The organism is Ramlibacter sp. AN1133 (assembly GCF_037890035.1).
GTDB lineage: Bacteria > Pseudomonadota > Gammaproteobacteria > Burkholderiales > Burkholderiaceae_C > Ramlibacter.
On record NZ_JBBKTQ010000005.1, the window covers coordinates 191540 to 213250 of the forward strand.

General features: G+C 71.9%; 19 protein-coding genes. 12 read left to right on the top strand and 7 right to left on the bottom strand.

Annotation, left to right across the window (positions count from 1 at the left end; all coding sequences use genetic code 11):
* The first annotated feature begins 1 nt into the window (after window position 1).
* Genes WG923_RS08875 through WG923_RS08885 form a run of 3 tightly spaced genes read left to right on the top strand, consistent with a single transcriptional unit; the run spans window position 2 to window position 4013 of the window.
* The gene (locus tag WG923_RS08875) at window positions 2–2137 is read left to right on the top strand and encodes a protein-disulfide reductase DsbD family protein (protein ID WP_340350577.1); all 2136 of its coding nucleotides are present in this window, start codon (window positions 2–4) and stop codon (window positions 2135–2137) included.
* A 30-nt stretch (window positions 2138–2167) separates the two neighbouring features.
* Complete coding sequence (locus WG923_RS08880) at window positions 2168–2647, top strand: CoA-binding protein (protein WP_340350578.1); 480 nt, start codon at window positions 2168–2170, stop codon at window positions 2645–2647.
* Window position 2648: 1 nt separating this feature from the next.
* Window positions 2649–4013: an O-acetylhomoserine aminocarboxypropyltransferase/cysteine synthase family protein gene (locus WG923_RS08885; protein WP_340350579.1), complete on the top strand. Its 1365-nt coding sequence runs from the start codon at window positions 2649–2651 to the stop codon at window positions 4011–4013.
* A 126-nt stretch (window positions 4014–4139) separates the two neighbouring features.
* Here the strand turns inward: WG923_RS08885 and WG923_RS08890 are convergent, their stop codons facing one another.
* Window positions 4140–5231: a tetratricopeptide repeat protein gene (locus WG923_RS08890; protein WP_340350580.1), complete on the bottom strand. Its 1092-nt coding sequence runs from the start codon at window positions 5229–5231 to the stop codon at window positions 4140–4142.
* A gap of 47 nt (window positions 5232–5278) precedes the next feature.
* On the opposite strand from WG923_RS08890, the gene hemE reads away from it, so the two are divergent.
* Together hemE and WG923_RS08900 are read left to right on the top strand one after the other, a co-directional pair.
* Window positions 5279–6391 carry a uroporphyrinogen decarboxylase gene (gene hemE, locus WG923_RS08895; protein ID WP_340350581.1) on the top strand — a complete coding sequence of 371 codons (1113 nt, stop codon included), beginning with the start codon at window positions 5279–5281 and terminating at the stop codon, window positions 6389–6391.
* A 355-nt stretch (window positions 6392–6746) separates the two neighbouring features.
* On the top strand, window positions 6747–8792 hold the full coding sequence (locus WG923_RS08900) for a primosomal protein N' (protein WP_340350582.1): 2046 nt from the start codon (window positions 6747–6749) through the stop codon (window positions 8790–8792).
* Between the two features lie 144 nt (window positions 8793–8936).
* On the opposite strand, the gene rsmI is transcribed toward WG923_RS08900, so the two are convergent.
* Window positions 8937–9842 (bottom strand): 16S rRNA (cytidine(1402)-2'-O)-methyltransferase, encoded by a 906-nt coding sequence (gene rsmI / locus WG923_RS08905; RefSeq protein ID WP_340350583.1) that lies wholly within the window; start codon window positions 9840–9842, stop codon window positions 8937–8939.
* A 28-nt stretch (window positions 9843–9870) separates the two neighbouring features.
* Between rsmI and WG923_RS08910 the strand changes: the two genes are divergently transcribed.
* Entirely contained in the window at window positions 9871–10227 is a 357-nt protein-coding gene (locus WG923_RS08910; RefSeq protein ID WP_340350584.1) for a YraN family protein, read from the top strand.
* A gap of 41 nt (window positions 10228–10268) precedes the next feature.
* Here WG923_RS08910 and WG923_RS08915 read toward each other — a convergent pair whose 3' ends face one another.
* The 5 genes from WG923_RS08915 to WG923_RS08935 all read right to left on the bottom strand — a co-directional run bounded on the left by WG923_RS08915 (window position 10269) and on the right by WG923_RS08935 (window position 14386).
* Entirely contained in the window at window positions 10269–10643 is a 375-nt protein-coding gene (locus WG923_RS08915) for a hypothetical protein (protein ID WP_340350585.1), read from the bottom strand.
* A 282-nt stretch (window positions 10644–10925) separates the two neighbouring features.
* On the bottom strand, window positions 10926–11642 hold the full coding sequence (locus WG923_RS08920; RefSeq protein WP_340350586.1) for an ABC transporter ATP-binding protein: 717 nt from the start codon (window positions 11640–11642) through the stop codon (window positions 10926–10928).
* A 3-nt stretch (window positions 11643–11645) separates the two neighbouring features.
* Complete coding sequence (locus tag WG923_RS08925) at window positions 11646–12848, bottom strand: ABC transporter permease (protein WP_340350587.1); 1203 nt, start codon at window positions 12846–12848, stop codon at window positions 11646–11648.
* Entirely contained in the window at window positions 12833–14008 is a 1176-nt protein-coding gene (locus WG923_RS08930; RefSeq protein ID WP_340350588.1) for an efflux RND transporter periplasmic adaptor subunit, read from the bottom strand. The genes WG923_RS08925 and WG923_RS08930 overlap by 16 nt, the downstream gene beginning before the upstream one ends.
* A 15-nt stretch (window positions 14009–14023) precedes the next feature.
* Window positions 14024–14386: an ArsR/SmtB family transcription factor gene (locus WG923_RS08935; protein ID WP_340350589.1), complete on the bottom strand. Its 363-nt coding sequence runs from the start codon at window positions 14384–14386 to the stop codon at window positions 14024–14026.
* A 134-nt stretch (window positions 14387–14520) separates the two neighbouring features.
* Between WG923_RS08935 and WG923_RS08940 the strand changes: the two genes are divergently transcribed.
* The 6 genes from WG923_RS08940 to WG923_RS08965 are packed head-to-tail and all read left to right on the top strand — an operon-like array spanning window position 14521 to window position 21665.
* Window positions 14521–15627 (top strand): efflux RND transporter periplasmic adaptor subunit, encoded by a 1107-nt coding sequence (locus tag WG923_RS08940; protein WP_340350590.1) that lies wholly within the window; start codon window positions 14521–14523, stop codon window positions 15625–15627.
* Between the two features lie 17 nt (window positions 15628–15644).
* Window positions 15645–18887, top strand: a complete 3243-nt coding sequence (locus WG923_RS08945) for an efflux RND transporter permease subunit (protein WP_340350591.1) — start codon at window positions 15645–15647, stop codon at window positions 18885–18887.
* Window positions 18884–19093, top strand: coding sequence for a YgaP family membrane protein (locus WG923_RS08950; protein WP_340350592.1), 210 nt, complete (start codon window positions 18884–18886; stop codon window positions 19091–19093). The genes WG923_RS08945 and WG923_RS08950 overlap by 4 nt, the downstream gene beginning before the upstream one ends.
* 2 nt (window positions 19094–19095) lie before the next feature.
* Window positions 19096–20508 (top strand): TolC family outer membrane protein, encoded by a 1413-nt coding sequence (locus WG923_RS08955; RefSeq protein WP_340350593.1) that lies wholly within the window; start codon window positions 19096–19098, stop codon window positions 20506–20508.
* Window positions 20509–20533: 25 nt separating this feature from the next.
* Window positions 20534–21361, top strand: a complete 828-nt coding sequence (locus WG923_RS08960) for a TlpA family protein disulfide reductase (RefSeq protein WP_340350594.1) — start codon at window positions 20534–20536, stop codon at window positions 21359–21361.
* A gap of 31 nt (window positions 21362–21392) precedes the next feature.
* Window positions 21393–21665: a hypothetical protein gene (locus tag WG923_RS08965; RefSeq protein ID WP_340350595.1), complete on the top strand. Its 273-nt coding sequence runs from the start codon at window positions 21393–21395 to the stop codon at window positions 21663–21665.
* Window positions 21666–21711: the final 46 nt, after the last annotated feature.

The following is a 21711-nucleotide window of genomic DNA, read 5'->3' on the forward strand; positions in this document are numbered from 1 at the left end:
CATGACATTCGCCCGCCTGCTCGCCGCCCTCAGCCTCGCGGCGGCCCTCCTGCCCGCCGCCTCCTTCGCCCAGGCGGACAAGGCCGTGGTCACCACCGAGCACGTGCGGGCCGAGCTGCTGGCGCATGCGCCGGACGGCCTGGAGGCCGGCAAGCCGGCCTGGCTGGGCCTGAAGATCACGCACAAGCCGGAGTGGCACACCTACTGGAAGAACCCGGGCGACTCCGGCCTGCCCACCCTGGTCACGTGGAGCCTGCCGGCCGGCATCGAGGCCGGTGAGATCGCCTGGCCGGTGCCGCGCAAGCTGCCGGTCGGCCCGCTGATGAACTACGGCTACGAAGGCACCGTGCTGCTGCCGGTGCCGCTCACCGTGACATCGGCGTTCAAGCCGGTAGCCGCCGAAACCGAGATCCAGCTCAAGGCCTCGTGGCTGGTCTGCCAGAAGGAATGCATTCCCGAGGAGGGCAGCTTCACGCTGAAGCTGCCGGCCCGCGGGTCGACCGCGCTGCATGGCGGCAATTTCCAGGCCGCGCTCGCGGCGGTGCCGCAAGCGCTGAAATCCGGCGCGCAGGTCAGGATCGAAGGCCAGCGGCTGGAAATTTCGGTGGCGGGGCTGCCGGCCGCCGCGCGGGGAAAAAACCTCGAATTCTTCCCCGAAACCGGGGAGGTGATCGACCCGCCCGGCGCCTGGACCCAGGCCTGGAAGGGCGAAGCCTGGACGGCCAGCGTGCCCCTGTCCCCCCACCGCGGCGCCAGCCCCAACGTGCTGCCCGTGGTGCTCGCCGCGGGCGACCAGGCCTGGCGGGTCGAAGCACCCGTCACCGGCACCTGGCCCGCCAAGGCCGCGCCGGCCAGCGCGATCTCCCCGGCTCTCCAGGAAGCCCTGCGCCAGAGCGCCGCACTCCCGAACGCCGGCGCGCCGTCGACGGCCGGCACCACCTTGCTGGCCGCCCTGTTCGGCGCGCTGCTCGGTGGCCTGATCCTCAACCTGATGCCCTGCGTGTTCCCGGTGCTCGCGATCAAGGTCGTGGGCTTCACGCAGCACGCGGACGACCGCCGCGGCCACCGCATCAGCGGCCTGGCCTATACCGCCGGCGTGATCGTGTCCTTCGCCGCACTGGGCGCCCTGATGCTGGCGCTGCGCGCGGCCGGCGAGCAACTGGGCTGGGGCTTCCAGCTGCAGTCCCCCGGCGTGGTCGCGACGCTCGCGGCGCTGTTCACGCTGATCGCGCTGAACCTGTCCGGCGTCTTCGAATTCCGCTCGTTCCTTCCGAGCGCCGTGGCGACCCTGGAAGCGAAGCACCCGGTGGCCAACGCCTTCCTGACCGGCGTGCTGGCCGTGGCCGTCGCCTCGCCCTGCACCGCGCCCTTCATGGGCGCCTCGCTCGGGTTCGCGGCCACCCTGCCGGCGGGCGAGGCGATGGCGATCTTCGTCGCGCTGGGCTTCGGCATGGCGCTGCCCTACCTGGCCGCCGCCTGGATCCCCGCCATCGCCGGCTGGCTGCCGCGGCCGGGCGCGTGGATGGAAACCTTCCGCCGCCTGATGGCCTTCCCGATGTTCGCCACCGTCGCCTGGCTGGTCTGGGTGCTGGGCCAGCAAAGCGGCATCGACGGCGCCGCCTCGCTGCTCGCCGTGCTGGTGGCCCTGAGCATGGTCGTGTGGGCGCTGACACTGCACGGCCGCACCCGCGTCATCCTGGGCTCGGTGGCGCTCGCCGGCCTGGCGTTCGTCGCCTGGAGCATCGGCGGCGCGATCACGCGCCCGGCCACCGCGGCGACCGTCGCCCGGGCGATGGACAGCCGCTGGCAGCCCTGGGCGCCGGAGCGCGTGCAGCAGCTGGTCGCCGCCGGCAAGCCGGTGTTCGTGGACTTCACCGCGGCCTGGTGCGTGACCTGCCAGCTGAACAAGAAGACCACGCTCTCGCGCACCGACGTGCTGGAAGACTTCGCCAAAGGCAACTTCACGCTGCTGCGCGCCGACTGGACGCGCCGCGATCCGGCCATCACCGCGGCCCTCGCGCAACTGGGGCGCAACGGCGTGCCGGTCTACGTGATCTACCGCCCGGGCCGTGCGCCGGTGGTGCTGTCCGAAGTGCTGGGCGCGGACGAAGTGCGCAACGCGATCGGCCAGATGTAGGTCGCGCGCGCCGGTGCGTACACTGGCGCGATGAGCACGATCCACGAACTGCGCCGCATCCTCGGCACCTGCCGCACGCTGGCGGTCGTCGGCCTGTCGCCGCAATGGCACCGCCCGAGCTTCTTCGCGGCCAAGTACATGCAGGAGCACGGCTACCGCATCGTGCCGATCAACCCCTCCGCGCCGGAGATCCTGGGCCAGCGCAGCTATCCCAGCGTGACGGCCGCGGCGCAAGCGGGCGAGAAGATCGACCTGGTGGACTGCTTTCGCAAGAGCGCCGACATCCCGCCGATCGCCGACGAAGCCATCGCCATCGGCGCGAAGTGCCTCTGGATGCAGATCGGCGTCGTCGACGAAGCCTCGGCCGCCAGGGCGCGCGCCGCGGGCCTCGCCGTGGTGATGGACCGCTGCGTGAAGATCGAACATGCCCGCCTGTTCGGCGGCCTCAACTGGGCCGGCGTGAACACCAAGGTGATCTCGGCTCGGCGGCCGCAGCAACTGTTCTACTGAGATGGCACAAGACCACGACGACGGTTCCGGCAAGACATCGCAAGCCGGCGCCGACCACGAATACGCGTTCGGCACCCGTGCCATCCACGCCGGCGCCATCCCCGACCCGGTGACCGGCGCGCGCGCCACGCCGATCCACCAGACCACCAGCTTCGTGTTCGACTCCGCGGAGCACGCGGCGAGCCTGTTCAACCTGCAGACCTTCGGCAACGTCTACAGCCGCATCAGCAATCCGACGGTGGCAGTGCTGGAGGAACGCGTGGCCTCGCTCGAAGGCGGGCGTGCCGCGCTCGCCTGCGCCACCGGCATGGCGGCGCAGATGACGGCGATCCTCGCGATCCTGAAGGCGGGTGACCACATCGTCGCGGCCTCCACCCTGTACGGCGGCACCGTGGGCCAGCTCGGGATCGGCTTCGGGCGACTGGGCATCGAGACGACCTTCGTCGATCCGCAGGACCCGGAGAACTTCCGCCGCGCGATCCGCCCGAACACCCGCGCGGTCTACGGCGAGACGCTGGGCAATCCGCTGGTGAACGTGTTCGACATCGAGGCGGTAGCGCACATCGCCCATGCGCACGGCCTGCCGCTGATCATCGACAACACGGTGGCCAGCCCCTACCTGTGCAACCCGTTCGACTTCGGCGCCGACATCATCGTGCACAGCGCGACCAAGTACCTGGGCGGCCACGGCACGACGATGGCGGGCGTGCTGGTGGAATCGGGCAAGTTCGACTGGGGCAGCGGCCTGGCGCGCGAGAAGTTTCCCGAGATGCTGGAGCCGAGCCGCGCCTACCACGGCGTGAAGTTCTACGAGACCTTCGGCGACTTCGGCTACACCATGAAGGCGCGCATGGAGGTCAACCGCACCTTCGGCGGCGCGCTGTCGCCGCTGAACGCGTGGCTGATCCTGCAGGGCATCGAGACGCTGCACCTGCGCATGCAGGCGCATTGCCGCAACGCGCGGCGCGTCGCCGAGTTCCTCGCCGACCATCCGCTGGTGGGCTGGGTCAACTATCCGGGGCTTCAGGACTCGCCGCACTACGCCCTGGCGAAAAAGCAGTTCCGCGCCATCGACGGCCAGCCGGGCGCCTCGGGCATCCTCACCTTCGGCATCCGCGCACCCGATGCGACCAAGGCGGGCGAACGCTTCATCGATGCCTGCGAGTTCCTCTCGCATCTCGCGAACATCGGCGACGCCAAGACGCTGGTGATCCATCCCGCATCGACCACGCACCGGCAGTTGAGCGAGGAGGAACTGCAGCGCGCCGGCGTGCGGCCCGACATGATCCGGCTGTCGGTCGGCATCGAGGATGTGGAGGACATCCTGTGGGACCTGGACCAGGCGCTGCGCAAGGCGGTGGGATGAAGCGGGGGCACTGGCATGACGCGCGCTGTGCCGTGACGCGGGGGTCCTCTTCGTAGGCTGGGGTGACGAAGGAACCCCAGCGATCAGCGTAGCGCAGCGAGCTGGGGTTCCTTCGTCACCGCCAGCCTACGTTCGCTCCATCCACAAGAACAGCCCCGGGATCGGCACCCGCTGGTCCTCGCGCACCGGCCGCTTCTCCAGTGCGCTCACCGCGAAGCCATGCGCCTGCGCGAGCCGCCGGATCCCCGCCTCCGAATGCGCATACCGCAGGCTGGACCGCAGTTCCAGCTCCGCGCCCCGCGACTCCTCCACGGTGAAGCAGAAGCTTCCGCCGGCGGGCATGCGCTGCGCCAGCAGCCGGAACACCTCGCCGAGCGCGCCCACGTACACGAACACGTCGGCCGCGACCACGACATCGAAGGATTCCGTGGCTCCGGCGAGATACGCCACCACGTCGCCCTGCACCAGCGCGTCGTACGCACCCAGCTTGCGGGCCTTCTCCAGCATGTTCGACGACAGGTCCACGCCGGTGACGCGATCGGCCATCGCACGCAGGTACGGGCCGCACAGGCCGGTGCCGCAACCCAGGTCGAGCGCGTGGCGCCAGCGCGCTCCCATCGCTGCCAGCCGCTGCGTGAGCACGCGCGGCGCGTCGTAGCGCAGCGTCCGCACCAGGTGCTCGTCGAATTGCGCCGCATAGCCGTCGAACAGCGCCTCCACGTAATGGGAGGGCGGCCGTTGCGGCGCCTCGCCGGCTTCGAGGCCCGCGAGGTAATAGCCAAGCAGCTCGCGGTCGCCGCCGCGCGCCAGCGCCTCGCGGAAGGACTGCGCCGCATCGCCGGCGCGCCCCAGCTCCTTCAGCGCATTCCCGCGCAGGATCCACAAGGCGGGCGAGCGCGCGTCCGCGGCCAGCGCGCGGTCGAAATGGGCCAGGGCGTCCGCGGTGCGACCGAGTTCCGCCAGCGCGGTGCCGCAGTGCCCGAGCGTCTCGGCGTTCGCCGGTTCGCGCTCCAGGGCCTCCTGCAGCAGGGCGAGCGCCTCCTCGGCGCGCCCCAGCTTGAGCCGCACCGCGCCGAGGTTGCTCAGGACGGAGGGCCGCCCCGGCGCGAGCGACAGCGCGGCGGCGAACTTGCGCTCGGCCTCGGGCAGGCGGCCGGCCTCGTAGGCGGCCACGCCTTCGACAAAAAACGCCCGCGCCTGCTCGAAATCAACTGCCATGCTGCCCATCCGGAAACCGGGATCATAGGCCCTGCGACAATGGCGGGATGCGTTTCCAGCCCCTCGCCAACGACACCTTCCTCCGAGCCTGCCTGCGCCAGGCGACACCGTACACGCCGCTGTGGCTGATGCGCCAGGCCGGCCGCTACCTGCCCGAATACAAGGCGACGCGCGCCCGCGCCGGCAGCTTCATGGGGCTGGCGACCAACGTGCAGTACGCCACCGAGGTCACCCTGCAGCCGCTGGACCGCTTCGCGCTCGACGCCGCGATCCTGTTCTCGGACATCCTGACGGTGCCGGACGCCATGGGCCTGGGCCTGAGCTTCGCCGAGGGCGAAGGCCCCAAGCTGGCGCGGCCCCTGCGCGACGAGGCCACCGTGGGCGCGCTGCAGGTGCCCGACCTCGACAAGCTGAAGTACGTCTTCGACGCGGTCACGTCGATCCGCAAGGCCCTGAACGGCCGCGTGCCCCTGATCGGCTTTTCCGGCAGCCCCTGGACGCTGGCCTGCTACATGGTCGAAGGCGGCGGCTCGGGCGACGACTGGCGCGGCGTCAAGAGCATGCTGTACAGCCGCCCGGACCTGATGCATCGCATCCTCCAGGTCAATGCCGAAGCCGTCGCGGCCTACCTCAACGCGCAGATCGACGCCGGCGCGCAGGCCGTGATGGTGTTCGACAGCTGGGGCGGTGCCCTGGCGGACAGCGCCTTCCAGCAGTTCAGCCTGCAGTACACCGCGCAGGTGCTGGCCAGGCTCAAGCGCACCGACGCCGAAGGCGTCACCATCCCGCGCATCGTCTTCACCAAGGGCGGCGGCCTCTGGCTGGACGAAATGGGCCGGCTCGATTGCGACGTGCTCGGCGTGGACTGGACGGTCAACCTGCGCCGCGCGCGGGCCCAGGTGGGCGCCAGCAAGGCGCTGCAGGGGAACATGGATCCCGCCGCGCTGTTCGCGCCGCCCGAGGCCGTGGCCGCGGAAGCACGCCGCATCCTCGAGGACTTCGGCACGCCGCACACCGGCAGCGGCACCGGGCCGACGCAGGTCTTCAACCTGGGCCACGGCATCAGCCAGCACACGCCGCCGGAGCACGTGCAAGCGCTGGTGGAAACGGTGCATGCGCACTCTGCGAAGATGCGCGCCAGCGCTGGCGCCGCTGCGTAAGGAAAGCCGCATCGGGACGTTCCCTAGCGCCCGCCTGGCCGATTCGTTGGCTCGCGCGCTTGACTTATGCACAAAACCTGTGTTGCGGGGCCCCTGGGCCACCATGCCCCTGCCTGATGCGCTCCAAAAAAGGTAGCGCGCCTAAGTCCTTGATTTTGCTGCATTTCACTTTGTGCACTTTCCCGGTGCAGACGAGGCAACTCCTTGATTTCTCGGGGCTTGGGGGCCTGCGACGACGCGGTATCAACAAAGTTATCCACAAGAACGGCGGGTGGCGGCAAAGCGCTGTGGAATCAAGGACTTATGCGGGTTTGCGCCATCCGGGCCTAAGCGGCATCCGTAAGGCACCTTAGTCATGGGCCACCTGCTGCACGTGGTGGTGCCGACGCCCGCCCACAGCACCGTCGTCGAACCGCTCAGCTACCTGAGTGAGCTCCCGCTCTTGCCGGGCGCCTTGGTGCGCGTGCCCCTGGGGCGACGCGAGGTGTGCGGCGTGGTCTGGGACGCGCCGGCCGGCGGCGGCCCGCAGCCCGATCCCGGGCAGTTGCGCGCCGTCGGCGCCGTGCTCGGCGGCCTGCCGCCCTTGTCGGCGGCCTGGCGCCGGCTCGTCGCCTTCGCCGCCGGCTACTACCAGCGCAGCCTCGGCGAAGTGGCGCTGGCGGCGCTGCCGCCGCAGCTGCGCGGACTCGACGCCGAGCAGCTGGCGCGCCGACTGCAGCGCAAGGCAGCCGCGGCCGTGGAAGCGGTCCGCTCGGCGCCGCCCGCGCTGACGGACGAGCAGGCGCAGGCGCTGGCGGCCATTGGCGCCGAACCCGGTCCGTTCCTGCTGTTCGGGGCCACCGGCAGCGGCAAGACCGAGGTGTACCTGCGGGCCGTGCAGGCGCTGCTGGACCGGGATCCCGAGGCACAGGCCCTGGTGCTGGTGCCGGAGATCAACCTCACGCCGCAACTGCAGGCGCGCTTCGAGGACCGCTTCGGCGCCTCGGCGGTGGTGGCGCTGCACAGCGGCATGACGAATCCCCAGCGCCTCAAGAGCTGGATCGGCGCCCACCTGGGCCGCGCGCGCATCGTGCTGGGCACCCGCATGGCGGTGTTCGCCTCGCTGCCGCGGCTGGGGCTCATCGTCGTCGACGAGGAGCACGATCCCAGCTACAAGCAGCAGGAGGGTGCCCGCTATTCGGCCCGCGACCTCGCGGTGTACCGCGCGCGCGCCGAGGGCGCCAAGGTGGTCCTCGGTTCCGCCACCCCCTCGCTGGAGAGCTGGCACGCGTGCGAGCGCGGCCGCTATCGCTGCCTCGAAATGCCGGCCCGCATCGGCGCCGGCGCCTTGCCCACCGTGCGGCTGGTGAACATGAACCACCAGCCGCACGGCACGCTGTTCTCGCCGCCGCTGCTGGCGGCGATCTCGCAGCGCATCGCGCGGGGCGAGCAGGCCCTGGTGTTCCTCAACCGGCGGGGCTACGCCCCCGTGCTGGCCTGCAACGCCTGCGACTGGAAGAGCGAATGCAGCCATTGCAGCGCCTTCCGCGTGTTCCACAAGATCGACCGCACGCTGCGCTGCCACCACTGCGGCTTCACCGAACGGGTGCCGCGGGCCTGCCCCAGCTGCGGCAACGTGGACATCGCGCCGCTGGGGCGCGGCACCGAGCGACTGGAGGAGCAGCTGGTCGAACTGCTCGCGGATGCGCGCCGGCCCGACGGCGAGCCTGCGCGCATCGCGCGCATGGACGCCGACAGCACCCGGCACAAGGGCGCGCTCGAGGAGCAGCTCGCGCAGGTGCATTCCGGCGAGGTCGATGTGCTGGTCGGCACGCAGATGGTCACCAAGGGGCACGACTTCCGCCGCATCACGCTGGTGGCCGCGGTGAATCCGGACGGTGCCCTGTATTCCAGCGACTTCCGCGCGCCCGAGCGCCTGTTCAGCCTGCTGATGCAGGCGGCCGGGCGCGCCGGGCGCGATGCGGCACGCTCGGCCGCCAGCGAGATGTGGGTGCAGACCTTCAGCCCCGAGCATCCCCTGTTCGCCGCCCTGAAGAAGCACGATTACCCCGCGTTCGCCGCGCAGCAGCTGGGCGAACGCCGGCAGGCCGCCATGCCGCCTTTCGCCTTCCAGGCCCTGTTGCGGGCGGACGCCCGCACGCAGGAAGTGGCGCAGGCCTTCCTGCAGTCCGCCGCCGATGCCGCCGCGGCGCTGGAAGGCAGCGCCCGCGTGACGATCTATTCACCGGTGCCGATGACGGTGCAGCGCGTGGCCAACGTGGAGCGGGCGCAGCTGCTGCTGGAAAGCGGCTCGCGGCCGGCGCTGCAGGCCTTCCTGTCGGCGTGGCAGCCGGTGCTGCAGGGCTTGCGCCTGCGCGGCCTGATCCGGTGGGCGATCGATGTGGATCCGCTGGTGATCTGAGGCGCCTGGGCGGCTGGCGGGACCGTAGGCTGGCGGTGGAGCGAAGCGCAACCCCAGCGATGCTGGCGGTGGAGCGAAGCGCAACCCCAGCGATGCGCGCCAGCGCTGGGGTGCCGGCGCGCATCGCGCGCGGTCACCCCCAGCCTACGATTCCGCCTCGCCCTTCATCGCGAGAGCCGCCGGATACAGCGTATTGCGCGACGCCCCGGTGATCTCCGCCGCCAGCCGCACCGCGGTCTTCACCGGCAGTTCGGCCACCAGCAGCCGCAACACGCGCAGCGCCTGGGCACCGTCGTCTACCACCCGCTCCGGGTGCAGCACCAGGGCGAATTCGCCGCGCGCGCGGTCCGCGTCGGCCTGCAGCCAGGCCGGGAAGGCCTCGCAGGCCATCGTGGCGATCTGCTCGAACTGCTTGGTCAGCTCGCGTCCGACCGTGAGCGGCCGCCCGCCCAGCACCGCCAGGCTCTCCGCCAGCACGGCGATGCGGTGCGGCGCCTCCAGCAGCACCACCGCGCGCGGCTCCTGCCTCAGCGATTCGACGGCCTGCTGCCGCTCCCCCGCCTTGGCGGGCAGGAAGCCGAAGAACACGAAGCCGGATTCCTCGCCTTCCGCTCCCGTGGCGCTCAGCACCGTGGTGACGCTGCTGGCTCCCGGCAGCGGCATGACGCGCAGCCCCGCCGCGACCACCGCCGCCACCACCCGCGCGCCCGGGTCGCTCACGCCGGGCGTGCCCGCGTCGCTGGCGTACGCCACCCGCTGCCCCAGCTGCAGGCGCCGCACGACCTCCTGCGCGCCCTGCGCCTCGTTGTGGCGGTGCACGCTCAGCAGCGACTTCGTATCGATGCCGTAGGCGCGCAGCAGCGCCTGGGTGTGGCGCGTGTCTTCGCAGGCGATGGCGTCGACCAGCTGCAGAACGTGCAAGGCCCGCAGGCCGATGTCCGCCAGATTGCCGATGGGCGTGGCCACCACGTACAGCGTACCCTGCGGGTAATGCTGGGCCGCCGCCGCGTCACGGGCCGCGGCCAGCGCGGAGGCAAACGATGCGCTCAATGGAACTCCTTCGAAGGGGGCCCACGCCGTGAGCACCAGGGACGACGGCGCTGCCGCGGAAGACCGCGCGCTGGCCCATCTGCAGCAGCAGGGACTCGCGCTCGTCGCGCGCAATTATCGGACGCCGCACCGCGGCGGCGGCGAGATCGACCTGATCATGCGCGAGCCCGACGGCACGCTGGTGTTCGTGGAAGTGCGCAAGCGCGCCAGCCGCGGCTTCGGCGGCGCGGCGGGCAGCATCGGGTGGGAAAAGCAGCGGCGCGTGGTGTTCGCCGCGCAGCACTACCTGCTGCGGCTGCGGCAGCCGCCGCCGTGCCGCTTCGACGTGGTCAGCATGGAAAACGGCGCGCTCCAGTGGATGCGCGCCGCTTTCGATGCCGGCTAGGACCGCCCGCCAAGGGCGCGTCCCAGCTTCAGGCGTACTGCTTAGCCGCGGTCGGCCTTGCGACGCATCACGGGCGCGGGAGCGGGCTGCTCGATCGGCGCCGGGGCGGCACCCATCTGCTGCTGTTCCTGCACGATCACCGGGGCCGGGGGCTGGGCCTGGGCGACGATCGGGGCGGGCTGTTCGACGCGGGCGACTTCGCGCACGGTCGTGACCTGGGCGGTCTGGACCTGGTCCAGCAGGCCCGGCACGCCGGTCTCACCCATGGAGGTCAGGTGAGAGCTCTGCTGGCCGGCGCCCAGGGCGGGGTTGGTCACGAAGGGGTTGGGGGGGATGCCTTGGGCGACGGCGAGACCGACGACGGCGACAGCGGAAACACCGGCAACCAGACCGGCAATTTTTTTCAGAACAGCCATTGCAACTTCTCCTAGAACTTGATTTGTTGAACCTTTGAACCTGCGGGCTCGTGTTGGCCAGCGATGTCTAGAGTAGTGAGCGGGAACTTGCGCGGAGTCAGTTCCGCGCGGCACCTCGTGTCGGGTCATGTCCGCCGCTGCGTCGTCCATTCGTTCCCACGTCCGTCCGACCGCACCTACAGCCGAAGCTCCGCACGGCAACATTCCGCGTCCCAGGTAACGTGGCGTGCGGCAGAGGCTGCAAATGAAGACTTATGTCACGCCCGCAGGCACCAGGCTGGCTCAGCCTGCGATGGCGACGTCGCGGGGGTGACTCCGCTGCACCTTCTCGAGGCGGCCGTCGTCGAGGTGGTACACCGTGTCGAAGCCTTCGATCATGCGCTGGTCGTGCGTGACGGTGATCACGGCCGATCCGCGCTCGCGCGCGATGCGGCGCAGCAGCGCCATCGACTTCATGCCGCGCGCGGTGTCGAGCGCCGCCGTGGGCTCGTCGGCCAGGACCAGCACCGGGTCGTTCGCCAGCGCACGGCCGATCGCCACCCTCTGCTGCTCGCCGCCGGAAAGGCGCGCCGGCAGGGCGTGGGCGCGGTGCGCGATCTCCAGGTAGTCCAGCAGTTCATCGGCGCGGCGCGCCGCCGCGCGCTTGCCCGCACCATTGAGCTGCAGCATGAGGGCCACGTTCTCGCGCGCGGTGAGGAAGGGAATCAGGTTGTGCTGCTGGAACACGAAGCCGATCTTGCGCCGGCGGAAGGCGCGCACGTCCACGCCCGTCGGCCCGTCGTCGTACAGGCACTCGCCGGCGATCACCACGCGGCCCGTGAGCGGAGGCTGGATCATGCCGATCGCCAGCAGCAGGGTGCTCTTGCCGGAGCCGCTGGGGCCCAGCAGCGCCGCCAGCTCGCCGCCCTGCACCGAGAGCGACGTCGGCTGGAGCGCGTGCACGGCGGCCTCGCCGCTGCCGAAGGTCTGGCTCACGCCGGTGATTTCCACGACGGCCATGCGTCAACCTCCCAGCGCGAGCTGCGGCGGCGTCCGCAGCGCGTGCCACACCGCCAGCAGGCTCGCCAGCACGCCGCCCACGAGCATGACGGCGAAGGTGATGCCCGTTTCCACGCCGGTGAACGCCAGCGTGCGCGGGAACCCCGGTGCGATCCACTCGCGCAGCGCGTACGCCAGCACGAAGGCGCCGAGCGTGAGCAGAAGCGACTGCGTCACGATCAGCCGCACGATCAGGTGGTTCGGCGCGCCGATCAGCTTGAGCGTGGCGATGGAGCGGATCTTCTCGATGGTCAGCACGTAGACCACCAGCCCGATGATCACGATCGAGACGAGCACAAGCAGCGCGCGGAACAGGCCCAGCACCGAGGAGATCCGGCTCAGGCGCCCCTCCAGCATCAGGCTGCGCTCCTGCGCCGTGGTGTACACGTCGAAGTGGAGCCAGTCGCGCACGTGCTGCGCGACGCGCCCGGCGTCCGACGCGGGGTGCAGGCGCACCAGCACCGCGTTGATGGTGCCCGCGCTGTCGCCGAACAGCGGCAGCAGCGCAGTGGCCTGCGCGCCCCGCACGCCGATGCGCTCCAGGCGCTGCAGCGTCGCCGCGCGCGCGGCGACGACGGCATGCGGATCCTGCTCGAACTGCACCTTCTGCGCGTCGGGCAGCGACAGGTACACCAGCGGGTTGCCGCTCGCATCCACCGCGCCCCGGGTGAGGCCCACCACCCGGTAGCGGTCGTTGCCCAGGGTCGCGAGTTCCCCCAGGCCCAGGCCGAGCTTGCCGTCCGCGACCATCTCCCAGTGCGGCGCCTCGATCGCGCGGCCCTGCACCAGCCGCCCGGGCCGGCCGAGGCCCGCCTGCACGTCGTAGCCGACCACGGTGAACTGCTGGCTGGCCGCCTCGCCGTCGCGCAGCGTGCGCTGCGCCGTGTAGACCACCAGCGGACTGGCCGTTTCGACACCGGGAGTGGCCGCCACGCTGCGGTAGCTGTCCTGCGGCAGGCGCGACGGTTCGTTGAAGGGACCGCCCCGCCCGCCTTCCACCACCCAGAGGTCGGTCGCGGTGTTCTCGATCAGCCACACGCCGTCGGCGATGTTGCCGCGGTAGATGCCGTTCATCACGAGGACGATCGCCAGCAGCATCGCCACGCCCGCCATCGTCGCCAGGAAGCGGCCGAGGTGCCGGCGGATGTCCTTCAGCGCGAGTTCCACGGCTGCCCCTGCGCCGTCGCGGCGACGACGGGCTGCACCCGCATGCCGGGCCTGGCACGGCTCGCATCGCTCACCACCACGTCGCCGGCGGAGAGCCCGGCGCGCACGAGCACCTGTCCGTCGGCGCTCGGCCCGGTTTCCACGGCCACGAAGTGCGTGCGCCCGGCCACCACCCGCAGCACACCGCGGCGGCCGCTCGCGTCCTGCGCCAGCGCCGAGACGGGCGCCACGAGCCCCGCCACCCGGCCGGTCGCGATGCGGACCTGCGCCTCCTGGTCGATGGCCACGCGCGGCGGCGTTCCGGCGAAGGACACCTGCACGTCCAGTTCGCGGGTGGCAGCGTCCGACTGCAGTGCGACGCGGGTGACCTGCCCGCGCACCACGGTGCCGCTGCGCAGCCGGATGGTGGCGGCCTGGCCGGCCCTGACCTGTTCGACCACGGCTTCGTCGACACGCGTGGTGACCCACAGCGATGCCGGATCGACGATGCGCAGGATCGGCGTGCCCGGCGCGACCGTCGTGCCCGGCTCCACCAGGCGCTGGATCACCACGCCCGCCATGGGCGCCGTCAACTGCGCGTGGCCGAGCAGCGTGTCGGCGACGACGCCTTCCTGCCGCAGCGCAAGCTGGTCCGCGCGCCGTGCCGCGGCGGTGGCCCGCGCCCCCAGGAGGGCGGCCTGCGCCGCCCGCGCCGTGGCCGTCGAGGCATCGAGCGAGGCCACCGACACGAAGCCGGTGGCATGCAGGTCCGCGTCGCGCCGCTGGCGGGCCACGGCCCCTTCGAGGTCCGCATCGGCCTTGGCAACCGCCGCGTCCGCCGCCTCCACCTGGCGCGCGACCGACTCCTGCTGGCTCAGAACCGCGGAGCGCCGGGCCGACAGGTCGCGCGCATCCAGGACGACCAGGCGCTGGCCGCGGTGCACCGCGTCGCCGACGTCGGCGTCCACCCGCACGACCGTGGACGTGAGCCTGGCGCTGAGGGTGACGGGAACGCGCGCCTGCACCGTGCCGGGACCGCTCACGCTGGCCTCGACGCTGCCCTGGGTGATGGCGGTCGCCGCCACCGGCAGCGGACGCAGCAGGCGCCAGGAGGCCAGGCCCGCCGCGGCCACGAGCAGCACGCCGGCGGCGGCCACGATCGCGAGGGTCGTCCGGCGCATCGCCTGCTCCCCCCTTCAGCCCTGCCGGCGGCGCTTGCCCGGCATCACCGTGGCGAACAGGCGTCCGTGCACGGCGGCGCGTTCGTGCTGGCGCGCGATGCTGCCGCACACCAGGTCGCACAGGGCGTACACCGAGTCGTCGGCGATGCTGTAGTAGGCGGAGGTGCCGCGGGCGTCCCGCCGCACCAGGCCTTGCTGCGTGAGGAAGGTGAGGTGCCGCGACACGTTGGCGGCGGTGTAGCCGGTCGCCTCGGCCAGCTCGCCCACGTTGCGTTCGCCGGAGCGCAGCAGGTTGAGGATGTTCAGCCGCGTCGGCTCGGACAGGGCACGGAAGTACTCGGCCACTTTCTCCAGGGCTTCGGGCGGTAGGTCTTTCATGAATGCGCAGGGATCGGGAAGGTGGTCCACATCATGCCTCACGAAGATCTCCTTCGGGAATGTTTGGCTACTTGCATTCTTAACTGAATGACTAAATAATAGCACTTGCAAGCACAGCCGCAAGAGGCAACCCCATGCGACGACCGATCCACCCCTCCCACCACCGCTCCGCCGCCCGTGCCACGGCCGCCTGGCTGGCCGCTTCCGCGGCCGCCTTGCTGCTGGCATGCTTCCAGACCGCCGCCTGCGCCGCCGATCCCGCGCCCACCGACCGGGTGCCGGGCAAGGACCTGCGGACCGAGGTGGCCAGCGCCGCGACCAGCGGCCGCAGCGCCTCGTACGACGGTGTCGTCGAGGCGCTGCGGCAGACTTCCGTCGCCGCCCAGGTCCCGGGCGCGGTCGTGGCCCTGACCGTCAAGGCGGGCGACCGCGTGCAGGCCGGCCAGGTGCTGCTGCGCCTGGACGCCCGCGCGGCCGAACAGAACGCCGCCGCCGGCGCGGCGCAGGTGCGGGCCGCGCGCGCCACGCAGGAGGCCGCCGCCCGCGAGTACGACCGGCAGAAGCAGCTGTTCGAGAAGAACTACATCAGCCGTGCGGCCCTGGAGCGGGCCGAGGCGCAGTTCAAGGCAACGCAGGCGGAAGCCGCGGCCCAGCTCGCCAACGCCGGCGCCGCCCGCACGCAGTCCGACTTCCACATCGTGCGCGCACCCTACGCCGGCGTCGTCGCCGACGTGGCGGTGGTGCTCGGCGACATGGCCATGCCCGGCCGGCCGCTGCTGACCCTCTACGACCCGGCGGCGCTGCGCGTGAAGGCGTCCGTGCCGCAGACCGCGGCCCTGCGCCTGCCGCGCGACCTGGTCGCGCAGGCGGAGATCCCCGGCCTGGCCCAGCGCATCGTGCCCACCCGCGCGCAGCTGCTGCCCACGGTGGATCCCGCCACCCACACGCTCGAACTGCGGCTGGACCTGCCCGCCGGCCTGGCCGGCGTGGCCCCCGGCATGTTCGCGCGCGCCTGGCTGCCGCTCGCCAACGGCGCGGACAGCCGCGTGTTCGTCCCGCAGCAGGCGGTGATCCGGCGCGCGGAACTCGTGGGCGTGTACGTGGTGGGCCCGGATGGCCGCGCGCTGCTGCGGCAGGTGCGGCTGGGCCGGGCGGAGGGCGACCGGATCGAGGTCCTCAGCGGCATCAGCGCCGGCGAACGGGTCGCGCTCGAGCCGCAACTGGCGGCGCGCACGCGCTGACGCCCGGGGGAACCTGCATGAGCAACCCGCGCCTCGGCATCTCCGGCCGCATCGCCGGCTTCTTCCAGTCGGCGCAGATCACGCCGCTGCTGGCCCTCGTCGCCTTCCTGCTCGGCGTGTTCGCCGTGCTGGTCACGCCGCGGGAGGAAGAGCCGCAGATCAACGTCACCATGGCCAACGTGCTGGTGCCCTTCCCCGGCGCCTCGGCGCGCGACGTCGAGCAGATGGTCGCCACGCCGGCCGAACAGGTGCTGTCGCAGATCGCGGGCATCGAACACGTCATGTCGGTCTCGCGGCCCGGGCTGGCGGTGATCACCGTGCAGTTCAAGGTCGGCGTGCCGCGCACCGAGGCGCTGGTGCGCCTGTACGACACGCTCAACGCCAATGCGGACTGGCTGCCGCGCGGGCTCGGCGTGGGCGAGCCGATCATCAAGCCCAAGGGCATCGACGACGTGCCGGTGGTGGGCCTGACGCTGTTCGCGCGCGACGCTCGCATGGGCTCGTTCGACCTCGAGCGGGTGGCGCACAGCGTCGAGACGGACTTGAAGCGCGTACCGGGCACGCGCGAGGTGGTGACCATCGGCGGGCCCGGCCGCGGCATCGTGGTCGAACTCGATCCGGCGCGCATGGCGAGCGCCGGCGTCACGGTCGCCGAACTGCGGCAGGCGTTGCAGTCGGCCAACCTCGGCGCCCCGGTGGGCGAGCTGCTGGGCGGCAACCGCTCGGTGGCGCTGGAGGCCGGGCCCTTCCTGCGCGACGCGCGCGACGTCGGCGAGCTGATCGTCGCGGTGCGCGACGGCCGGCCCGTGTTCCTGCAGGACATCGCCGCGGTGCGCGACGGCGCCTTGCCGGCCCAGCGCTACGTGTGGCACGGCGTCACCGGCCAGGGCGGCGGCGAGTATCCGGCCGTCACGCTGGCCATCACCAAGAAGCCGGGCGAGAACGCCATCGACGTCGCCGACGCGGTGATGCGGCGCGTGGCCGAACTGCGCAACACGGTGATCCCGCAAGGCGTGGACGTGGCCGAGACGCGCAACTACGGCGCCACCGCCAACGACAAGGCGCTCAAGCTGATCCAGAAGCTGATGTTCGCCACTGCCTCGGTGGTGGCGCTGGTGTTCTTCGCCCTCGGCCGGCGCGAGGCCGCCATCGTCGGCAGCGCCGTCGTCCTGACGCTGACGGTGACCCTGTTCGCGTCCTGGGCCTGGGGCTTCACGCTCAACCGGGTGTCGCTGTTCGCGCTGATCTTCTCGATCGGCATCCTGGTGGACGACGCCATCGTGGTGGTGGAGAACATCCACCGGCACCAGGCCCTGGAGCCGCACAAGACGCTGCGCGAACTCATTCCGGGCGCGGTGGACGAAGTGGGCGGGCCGACCATCCTGGCCACGCTCACCGTGATCGCCGCCCTGCTGCCGATGGCCTTCGTGAGCGGCCTGATGGGCCCGTACATGAGCCCGATCCCGATCAATGCCAGCATGGGCATGCTGCTGTCGCTGGCCATCGCCTTCGTCGTCACGCCCTGGCTGGCGCGGCTGTGGATGCGCCATGGGCACGGCGCCCAGCCCGATGCGGGCAAGGGCCTGGCGGCCAGGCTGGGGCCGCTGTTCGAGCGCGTGTTCCGTCCGCTGCTCGATCCGCGCCGCGGCGCCCGCAACCGCAAGCTGCTGGGCGCCGTGGTCGGCGGCCTGATCCTCGTGTCGCTGGTGCTGCCGGCCGTGGGGCTGGTGGTGCTGAAGATGCTGCCGTTCGACAACAAGTCGGAGTTCCAGGTGGTGGTGGACATGCCCGCGGGCACGCCGGTGGAACGCACGGCCGGCGTGCTGCGCGAACTCGGCGACCACCTGTCGCGCCAGCCCGAGGTCGTGGATTACCAGGCCTATGCGGGCACCGCCGCGCCGATCAACTTCAACGGCCTCGTGCGCCAGTACTACCTGCGCGCCGGCGGCGAGGTCGGCGACCTGCAGGTGAACCTGGTCGACAAGGCGCACCGGCACGAGCAGAGCCACGCCATCGCCACCCGCCTGCGCCCCGCGCTGCAGGCGATCGGCAAGCGCCACGGCGCCAACGTGAAGGTGGTGGAGGTGCCGCCCGGCCCGCCGGTGCTGGCGCCCATCGTGGCGGAGATCTACGGCCCCGACGCGGCCGGCCGCCAGCAGGTGGCGCACGCGGTGCGCGCCGTCTTCGAGCAGACGCCCGGTGTCGTCGACGTCGACGACAGCAGCATCGCGGCGGCACCGCGCAAGCTGCTGCTGGTGGACCGGCGCAAGGCCGCCCTGCAGGGCGTGCCGCAGCAGGCCATCGTGAGTACCCTGCGCGCCGGCCTGGCCGGCGAGTCCGCGGCCTGGCTGCACGACGAAACGAAGTACCCGGCGCCGGCGGTGCTGCAGCTGCCGGCCGAAGCGCAGGGCGAGATCGACGCGCTGCTGCAGCTGGCCGTGCGCGGCGCCCGCGGCCAGCTGGTGCCGATCCGCGAACTGGTGACGGTGAGCGACACGCTGCGCGAGCAGCCCGTGTACCACAAGGACCTGCTGCCGGTGAACTACGTGGTGGGCGACATGGCCGGCGCCGTCGACAGCCCCCTGTACGGCATGTTCCGCATGCGCGAGTCGCTGGCCGCGATCCGCACGCCCGACGGCGGCACGCTGGGCGAGTACTTCATCCACCAGCCTTCCGACGCCTGGCGCGGCTACGCGCTGAAATGGGACGGCGAGTCGCAGATCACGTACGAGACCTTCCGCGACATGGGCGCGGCCTACGCGGTGGGCCTGGTGCTGATCTACCTGCTGGTGGTGGCGCACTTCGGCTCCTACCTCACGCCGCTGATCATCATGGCGCCCATCCCGCTGACCATCGTCGGCGTGATGCCGGGCCACGCGCTGCTGGGCGCGCAGTTCACCGCCACCAGCATGATCGGCATGATCGCGCTGGCCGGCATCATCGTGCGCAACTCGATCCTGCTGGTGGACTTCATCGAGCTGCAGCTCGCGCGCGGCGTGCCGCTGGCGCAAGCGGTGGTGCACTCCGCCGCCACGCGCGCGCAGCCGATCCTGCTGACCGGCATGGCCGCCATGCTGGGCGCCTTCTTCATCCTGGACGACCCGATCTTCAACGGGCTGGCGATCTCGCTGATCTTCGGCATCTTCGCCAGCACGCTGCTGACGCTGGTCGTCATCCCGCTGCTGTTCTTCGTCAGCCACCGCAAGCGCCCGGTGGCCGACCCCGCCTTCCTAGCCGCAAACCAAGGAGCTTCCGCATGACCTCGTGGCAAATCGTGCGCCTGTTCGCAGGCACCTTCATCCTCCTGTCGCTCGCCCTCGGCGTGCCGGGCAGCCCGCTGTTCGTGAGCACCTGGTGGCTGGCCCTCACCGCCTTCGTCGGCGCCAACCTGCTGCAAAGCTCGCTCACGCGCTGGTGCCCGCTGGAGATCATCCTGCGCAAGCTCGGCGTGCAGAAGGGCTGCTGACCATGGACGCGCGGCTCGCCCCCCTCCTGCTCGCCGTCCTCCTGGCGGCACCGGCCGCGCGGGCGACGGACCTGCTGGACGCGTGGCGTGCCGCCGCGGCGCACGACCCCGAAATCGCCGCGGCCCGGGCCGCGCGCGCCGCCGGACAGGCCCGCCGCGAGCAGGCCGGCGCCCTCTGGCGGCCGACCGTGTCGCTGCAGGCCGGCGTGGCACTGGCCGACGCCGAGACGGCGGCGCGCGGCGCGCAGTTCTCGGCCCCCGGCTTCGGCCAGAGCACGGGCGTGGCGTTCGACACTTCGGTCACGGGCGGCGCGAGCACGCGCTACGCCCTTTCCCTGAGGCAGCCGCTCTACGACCGCGAACGCTCGGCGCAGTCCGAGCAACTGCGCATCGCCGGCGAAGTGGCCGAGCGCCAGTGGCAGGCGGCGCAGCAGGCCCTGATTGTGCGCAGCGCCGAGCGCTATTTCGACGCCGCCCTCGGTGCGCACCAGCTGCGCCTGGCGTCGCAGCAACTCGATGCGGTGGAACGCGCCCGCGTCGAAGCCGAGGACCGCTTCCGCATCGGCGACCGGCCGGTGACGGACGTGCACGAGGCGCGGGCCCGCGCCGCGGCCCTGCAGGCGCAGAGGCTCGCGGCCCAGAGCGAGCTCGAGATCCGGCGGGCGCGCCTGGCCGACCTCATGGGCATGGAGCCGGGCGCGCCACTGGCGCTGCCGGCGGCCGCGGCGGCCGAGGAACCCGAGCCGCTCGCCGCCTGGCTCACCCGCGCCGCGCGCGACAACCCGCAGGTGCTGCTGGCCGAGGCGCAGGTGCGCAACGCCGAACAGGAGGCGCGCAAGACGGCGGCGGCGCTGTCGCCCACGCTCGATGCCGTCGCCCAGCTCGGTCGCGAGCGCATCTCGGGCAGCGGCGACTTCGGCAGCGCGAGCAACCAGTCGGTGCAGCGCGCCATCGGCGTGCAGCTGACGGTGCCGCTCTATACCGGCGGCTGGCGCCGCGCGAAGCAGGCCGAAACCCTGGCGCTGGCCGAGCAGGCCCGCGCCGAACTGGAGCAGGCCCGCGAACGGGCCGTGCAGCAGGCGCGCGGCGCCTGGCTCGAACTCTCGGTGGCGCGGGGCCGCACGACCGCCCTCGAAAGCGCCTGGCGCGCGAGTCTCGCCCGCCTCGACGCCACGCAGGTGGGGTTGCAGGCGGGCGACCGCACGACCCTGGACCTCCTCAACGCGCAGAACGACACGGCCGCGGCCGAACTGGCGCTGCTGCAGGCGCGCGTCCAGCTGCAACTGCAGCGGCTGCGGCTGGCCGCCGCCGCCGGCAGCCTCGAGGAGGGGCTGCTCGCGCGCGTCAACGCCGAACTTGCCCCGCCGGCTTCGGGCATCGCCCCGGTCGACGCTGCCGTGGCCACGGGCCGCTGAGGCGGCCCCGGCGCATCCGGGATCCATGAACCAGTCGATCGCCCTCGGCCCCCTCGCCCTGCCGGTCGCGCCGCTCGTTGCGCTGGGCTGCGTCTGCCTCGGCTGGTTGGCGGGCATGCTCGCGGTGCGCCACCAGAAGCTGGACATCGATGCGCAGCTCGCCCTCGTCCTGCTGGCGGGGCTGCTCGGCGCCCGTTCCATGTTCGTGCTGCAGGCGATCGACGCCTATCGCACGGCGCCCCTGTCCATCCTGGACCCGAGGGACGGCGGCTGGGACGCCCTGGGCGGCTTCATCGCCGCCGGCGCCGCGGCCTTGCTGCTGGCGCTGCGGCAGCGTGCGCTGGCGTGGCCGCTGAGCGCCGCGCTCGCGACCAGCGCCTGCGTCTGGGCAGCGGCGGCCCTGCTACCCGGCGCACTGCAGGAGCGCACGCCGCAGCTGCCGCAGCTGTCCCTGAGCGCCCTGGACGGACGGGAGGTCGCGCTCGCGAGCTTCCGGGGCAAGCCCGTCGTGGTGAACCTGTGGGCAACGTGGTGCCCGCCATGCATCCGCGAGATGCCGGTGCTGCAGCAGGCGCAGCAGGAACGCACGGACGTGGAGTTCGTCTTCGTCAACCAGCGCGAACCGGCTGGACGCGTGATCTCCTTCCTGGGAGCGCGCGGCCTCGGCCTGCGCAACGTGCTGCTCGATGCGCAAGGACAGCTTGCGGGCGAGCTGGGCGCGGCCGCCCTGCCGACCACCCTGTTCTTCGACTCGCAGGGCCGGCTGGCAGGCGCACGCGTCGGCGAGTTGTCCAGCGGCAGCCTCGCCGCGCGGCTCTCGTCCATCGCCCCGCGTCCGGCGGCTGCCCCCTGACAGCGGCGCGAATCACCCAAGGAGAGAAAGAATGGACCATGCAATCCACCAGACGGCACAAGGCCTGCGCATCACCGCTTCGGTGACCGGCGAGAAACAGGGCGAATTGCTGCAGGAACTCGGCAAGTGCGCGGGCGGGACCTGTTCCTGCCCCACGCCGCAGTACGACAAGTTGCAGTCGATCGAGGTTTCGGCGACCGCGGCGGGAGTGGCGGTCGACGTGAAGGTGAAGCCCGGCGAAACCATCGACGTGGCCGACATCGAACGCTGCCTGGAACACACCGGCAGGCAGATCGGGGCCTGAGCGGTCGCCGCCGCGCGGTGGCTCAGGCCGACACGGGTACCGCAAC

Coding starts and splice junctions, on each gene's coding strand:
- WG923_RS08940 (WP_340350590.1), top strand. CDS start 14,521: ATGCGACGACCGATCCACCCCTCCCACCACCGCTCCGCCGCCCGTGCC.
- WG923_RS08890 (WP_340350580.1), bottom strand. CDS start 5,231: ATGGCAGTTGATTTCGAGCAGGCGCGGGCGTTTTTTGTCGAAGGCGTG.
- WG923_RS08935 (WP_340350589.1), bottom strand. CDS start 14,386: ATGAAAGACCTACCGCCCGAAGCCCTGGAGAAAGTGGCCGAGTACTTC.
- hemE (WP_340350581.1), top strand. CDS start 5,279: ATGCGTTTCCAGCCCCTCGCCAACGACACCTTCCTCCGAGCCTGCCTG.
- WG923_RS08900 (WP_340350582.1), top strand. CDS start 6,747: ATGGGCCACCTGCTGCACGTGGTGGTGCCGACGCCCGCCCACAGCACC.
- WG923_RS08930 (WP_340350588.1), bottom strand. CDS start 14,008: ATGCGCCGGACGACCCTCGCGATCGTGGCCGCCGCCGGCGTGCTGCTC.
- WG923_RS08955 (WP_340350593.1), top strand. CDS start 19,096: ATGGACGCGCGGCTCGCCCCCCTCCTGCTCGCCGTCCTCCTGGCGGCA.
- WG923_RS08875 (WP_340350577.1), top strand. CDS start 2: ATGACATTCGCCCGCCTGCTCGCCGCCCTCAGCCTCGCGGCGGCCCTC.
- WG923_RS08950 (WP_340350592.1), top strand. CDS start 18,884: ATGACCTCGTGGCAAATCGTGCGCCTGTTCGCAGGCACCTTCATCCTC.
- WG923_RS08920 (WP_340350586.1), bottom strand. CDS start 11,642: ATGGCCGTCGTGGAAATCACCGGCGTGAGCCAGACCTTCGGCAGCGGC.
- WG923_RS08945 (WP_340350591.1), top strand. CDS start 15,645: ATGAGCAACCCGCGCCTCGGCATCTCCGGCCGCATCGCCGGCTTCTTC.
- WG923_RS08880 (WP_340350578.1), top strand. CDS start 2,168: ATGAGCACGATCCACGAACTGCGCCGCATCCTCGGCACCTGCCGCACG.
- WG923_RS08885 (WP_340350579.1), top strand. CDS start 2,649: ATGGCACAAGACCACGACGACGGTTCCGGCAAGACATCGCAAGCCGGC.
- WG923_RS08965 (WP_340350595.1), top strand. CDS start 21,393: ATGGACCATGCAATCCACCAGACGGCACAAGGCCTGCGCATCACCGCT.
- WG923_RS08915 (WP_340350585.1), bottom strand. CDS start 10,643: ATGGCTGTTCTGAAAAAAATTGCCGGTCTGGTTGCCGGTGTTTCCGCT.
- WG923_RS08960 (WP_340350594.1), top strand. CDS start 20,534: ATGAACCAGTCGATCGCCCTCGGCCCCCTCGCCCTGCCGGTCGCGCCG.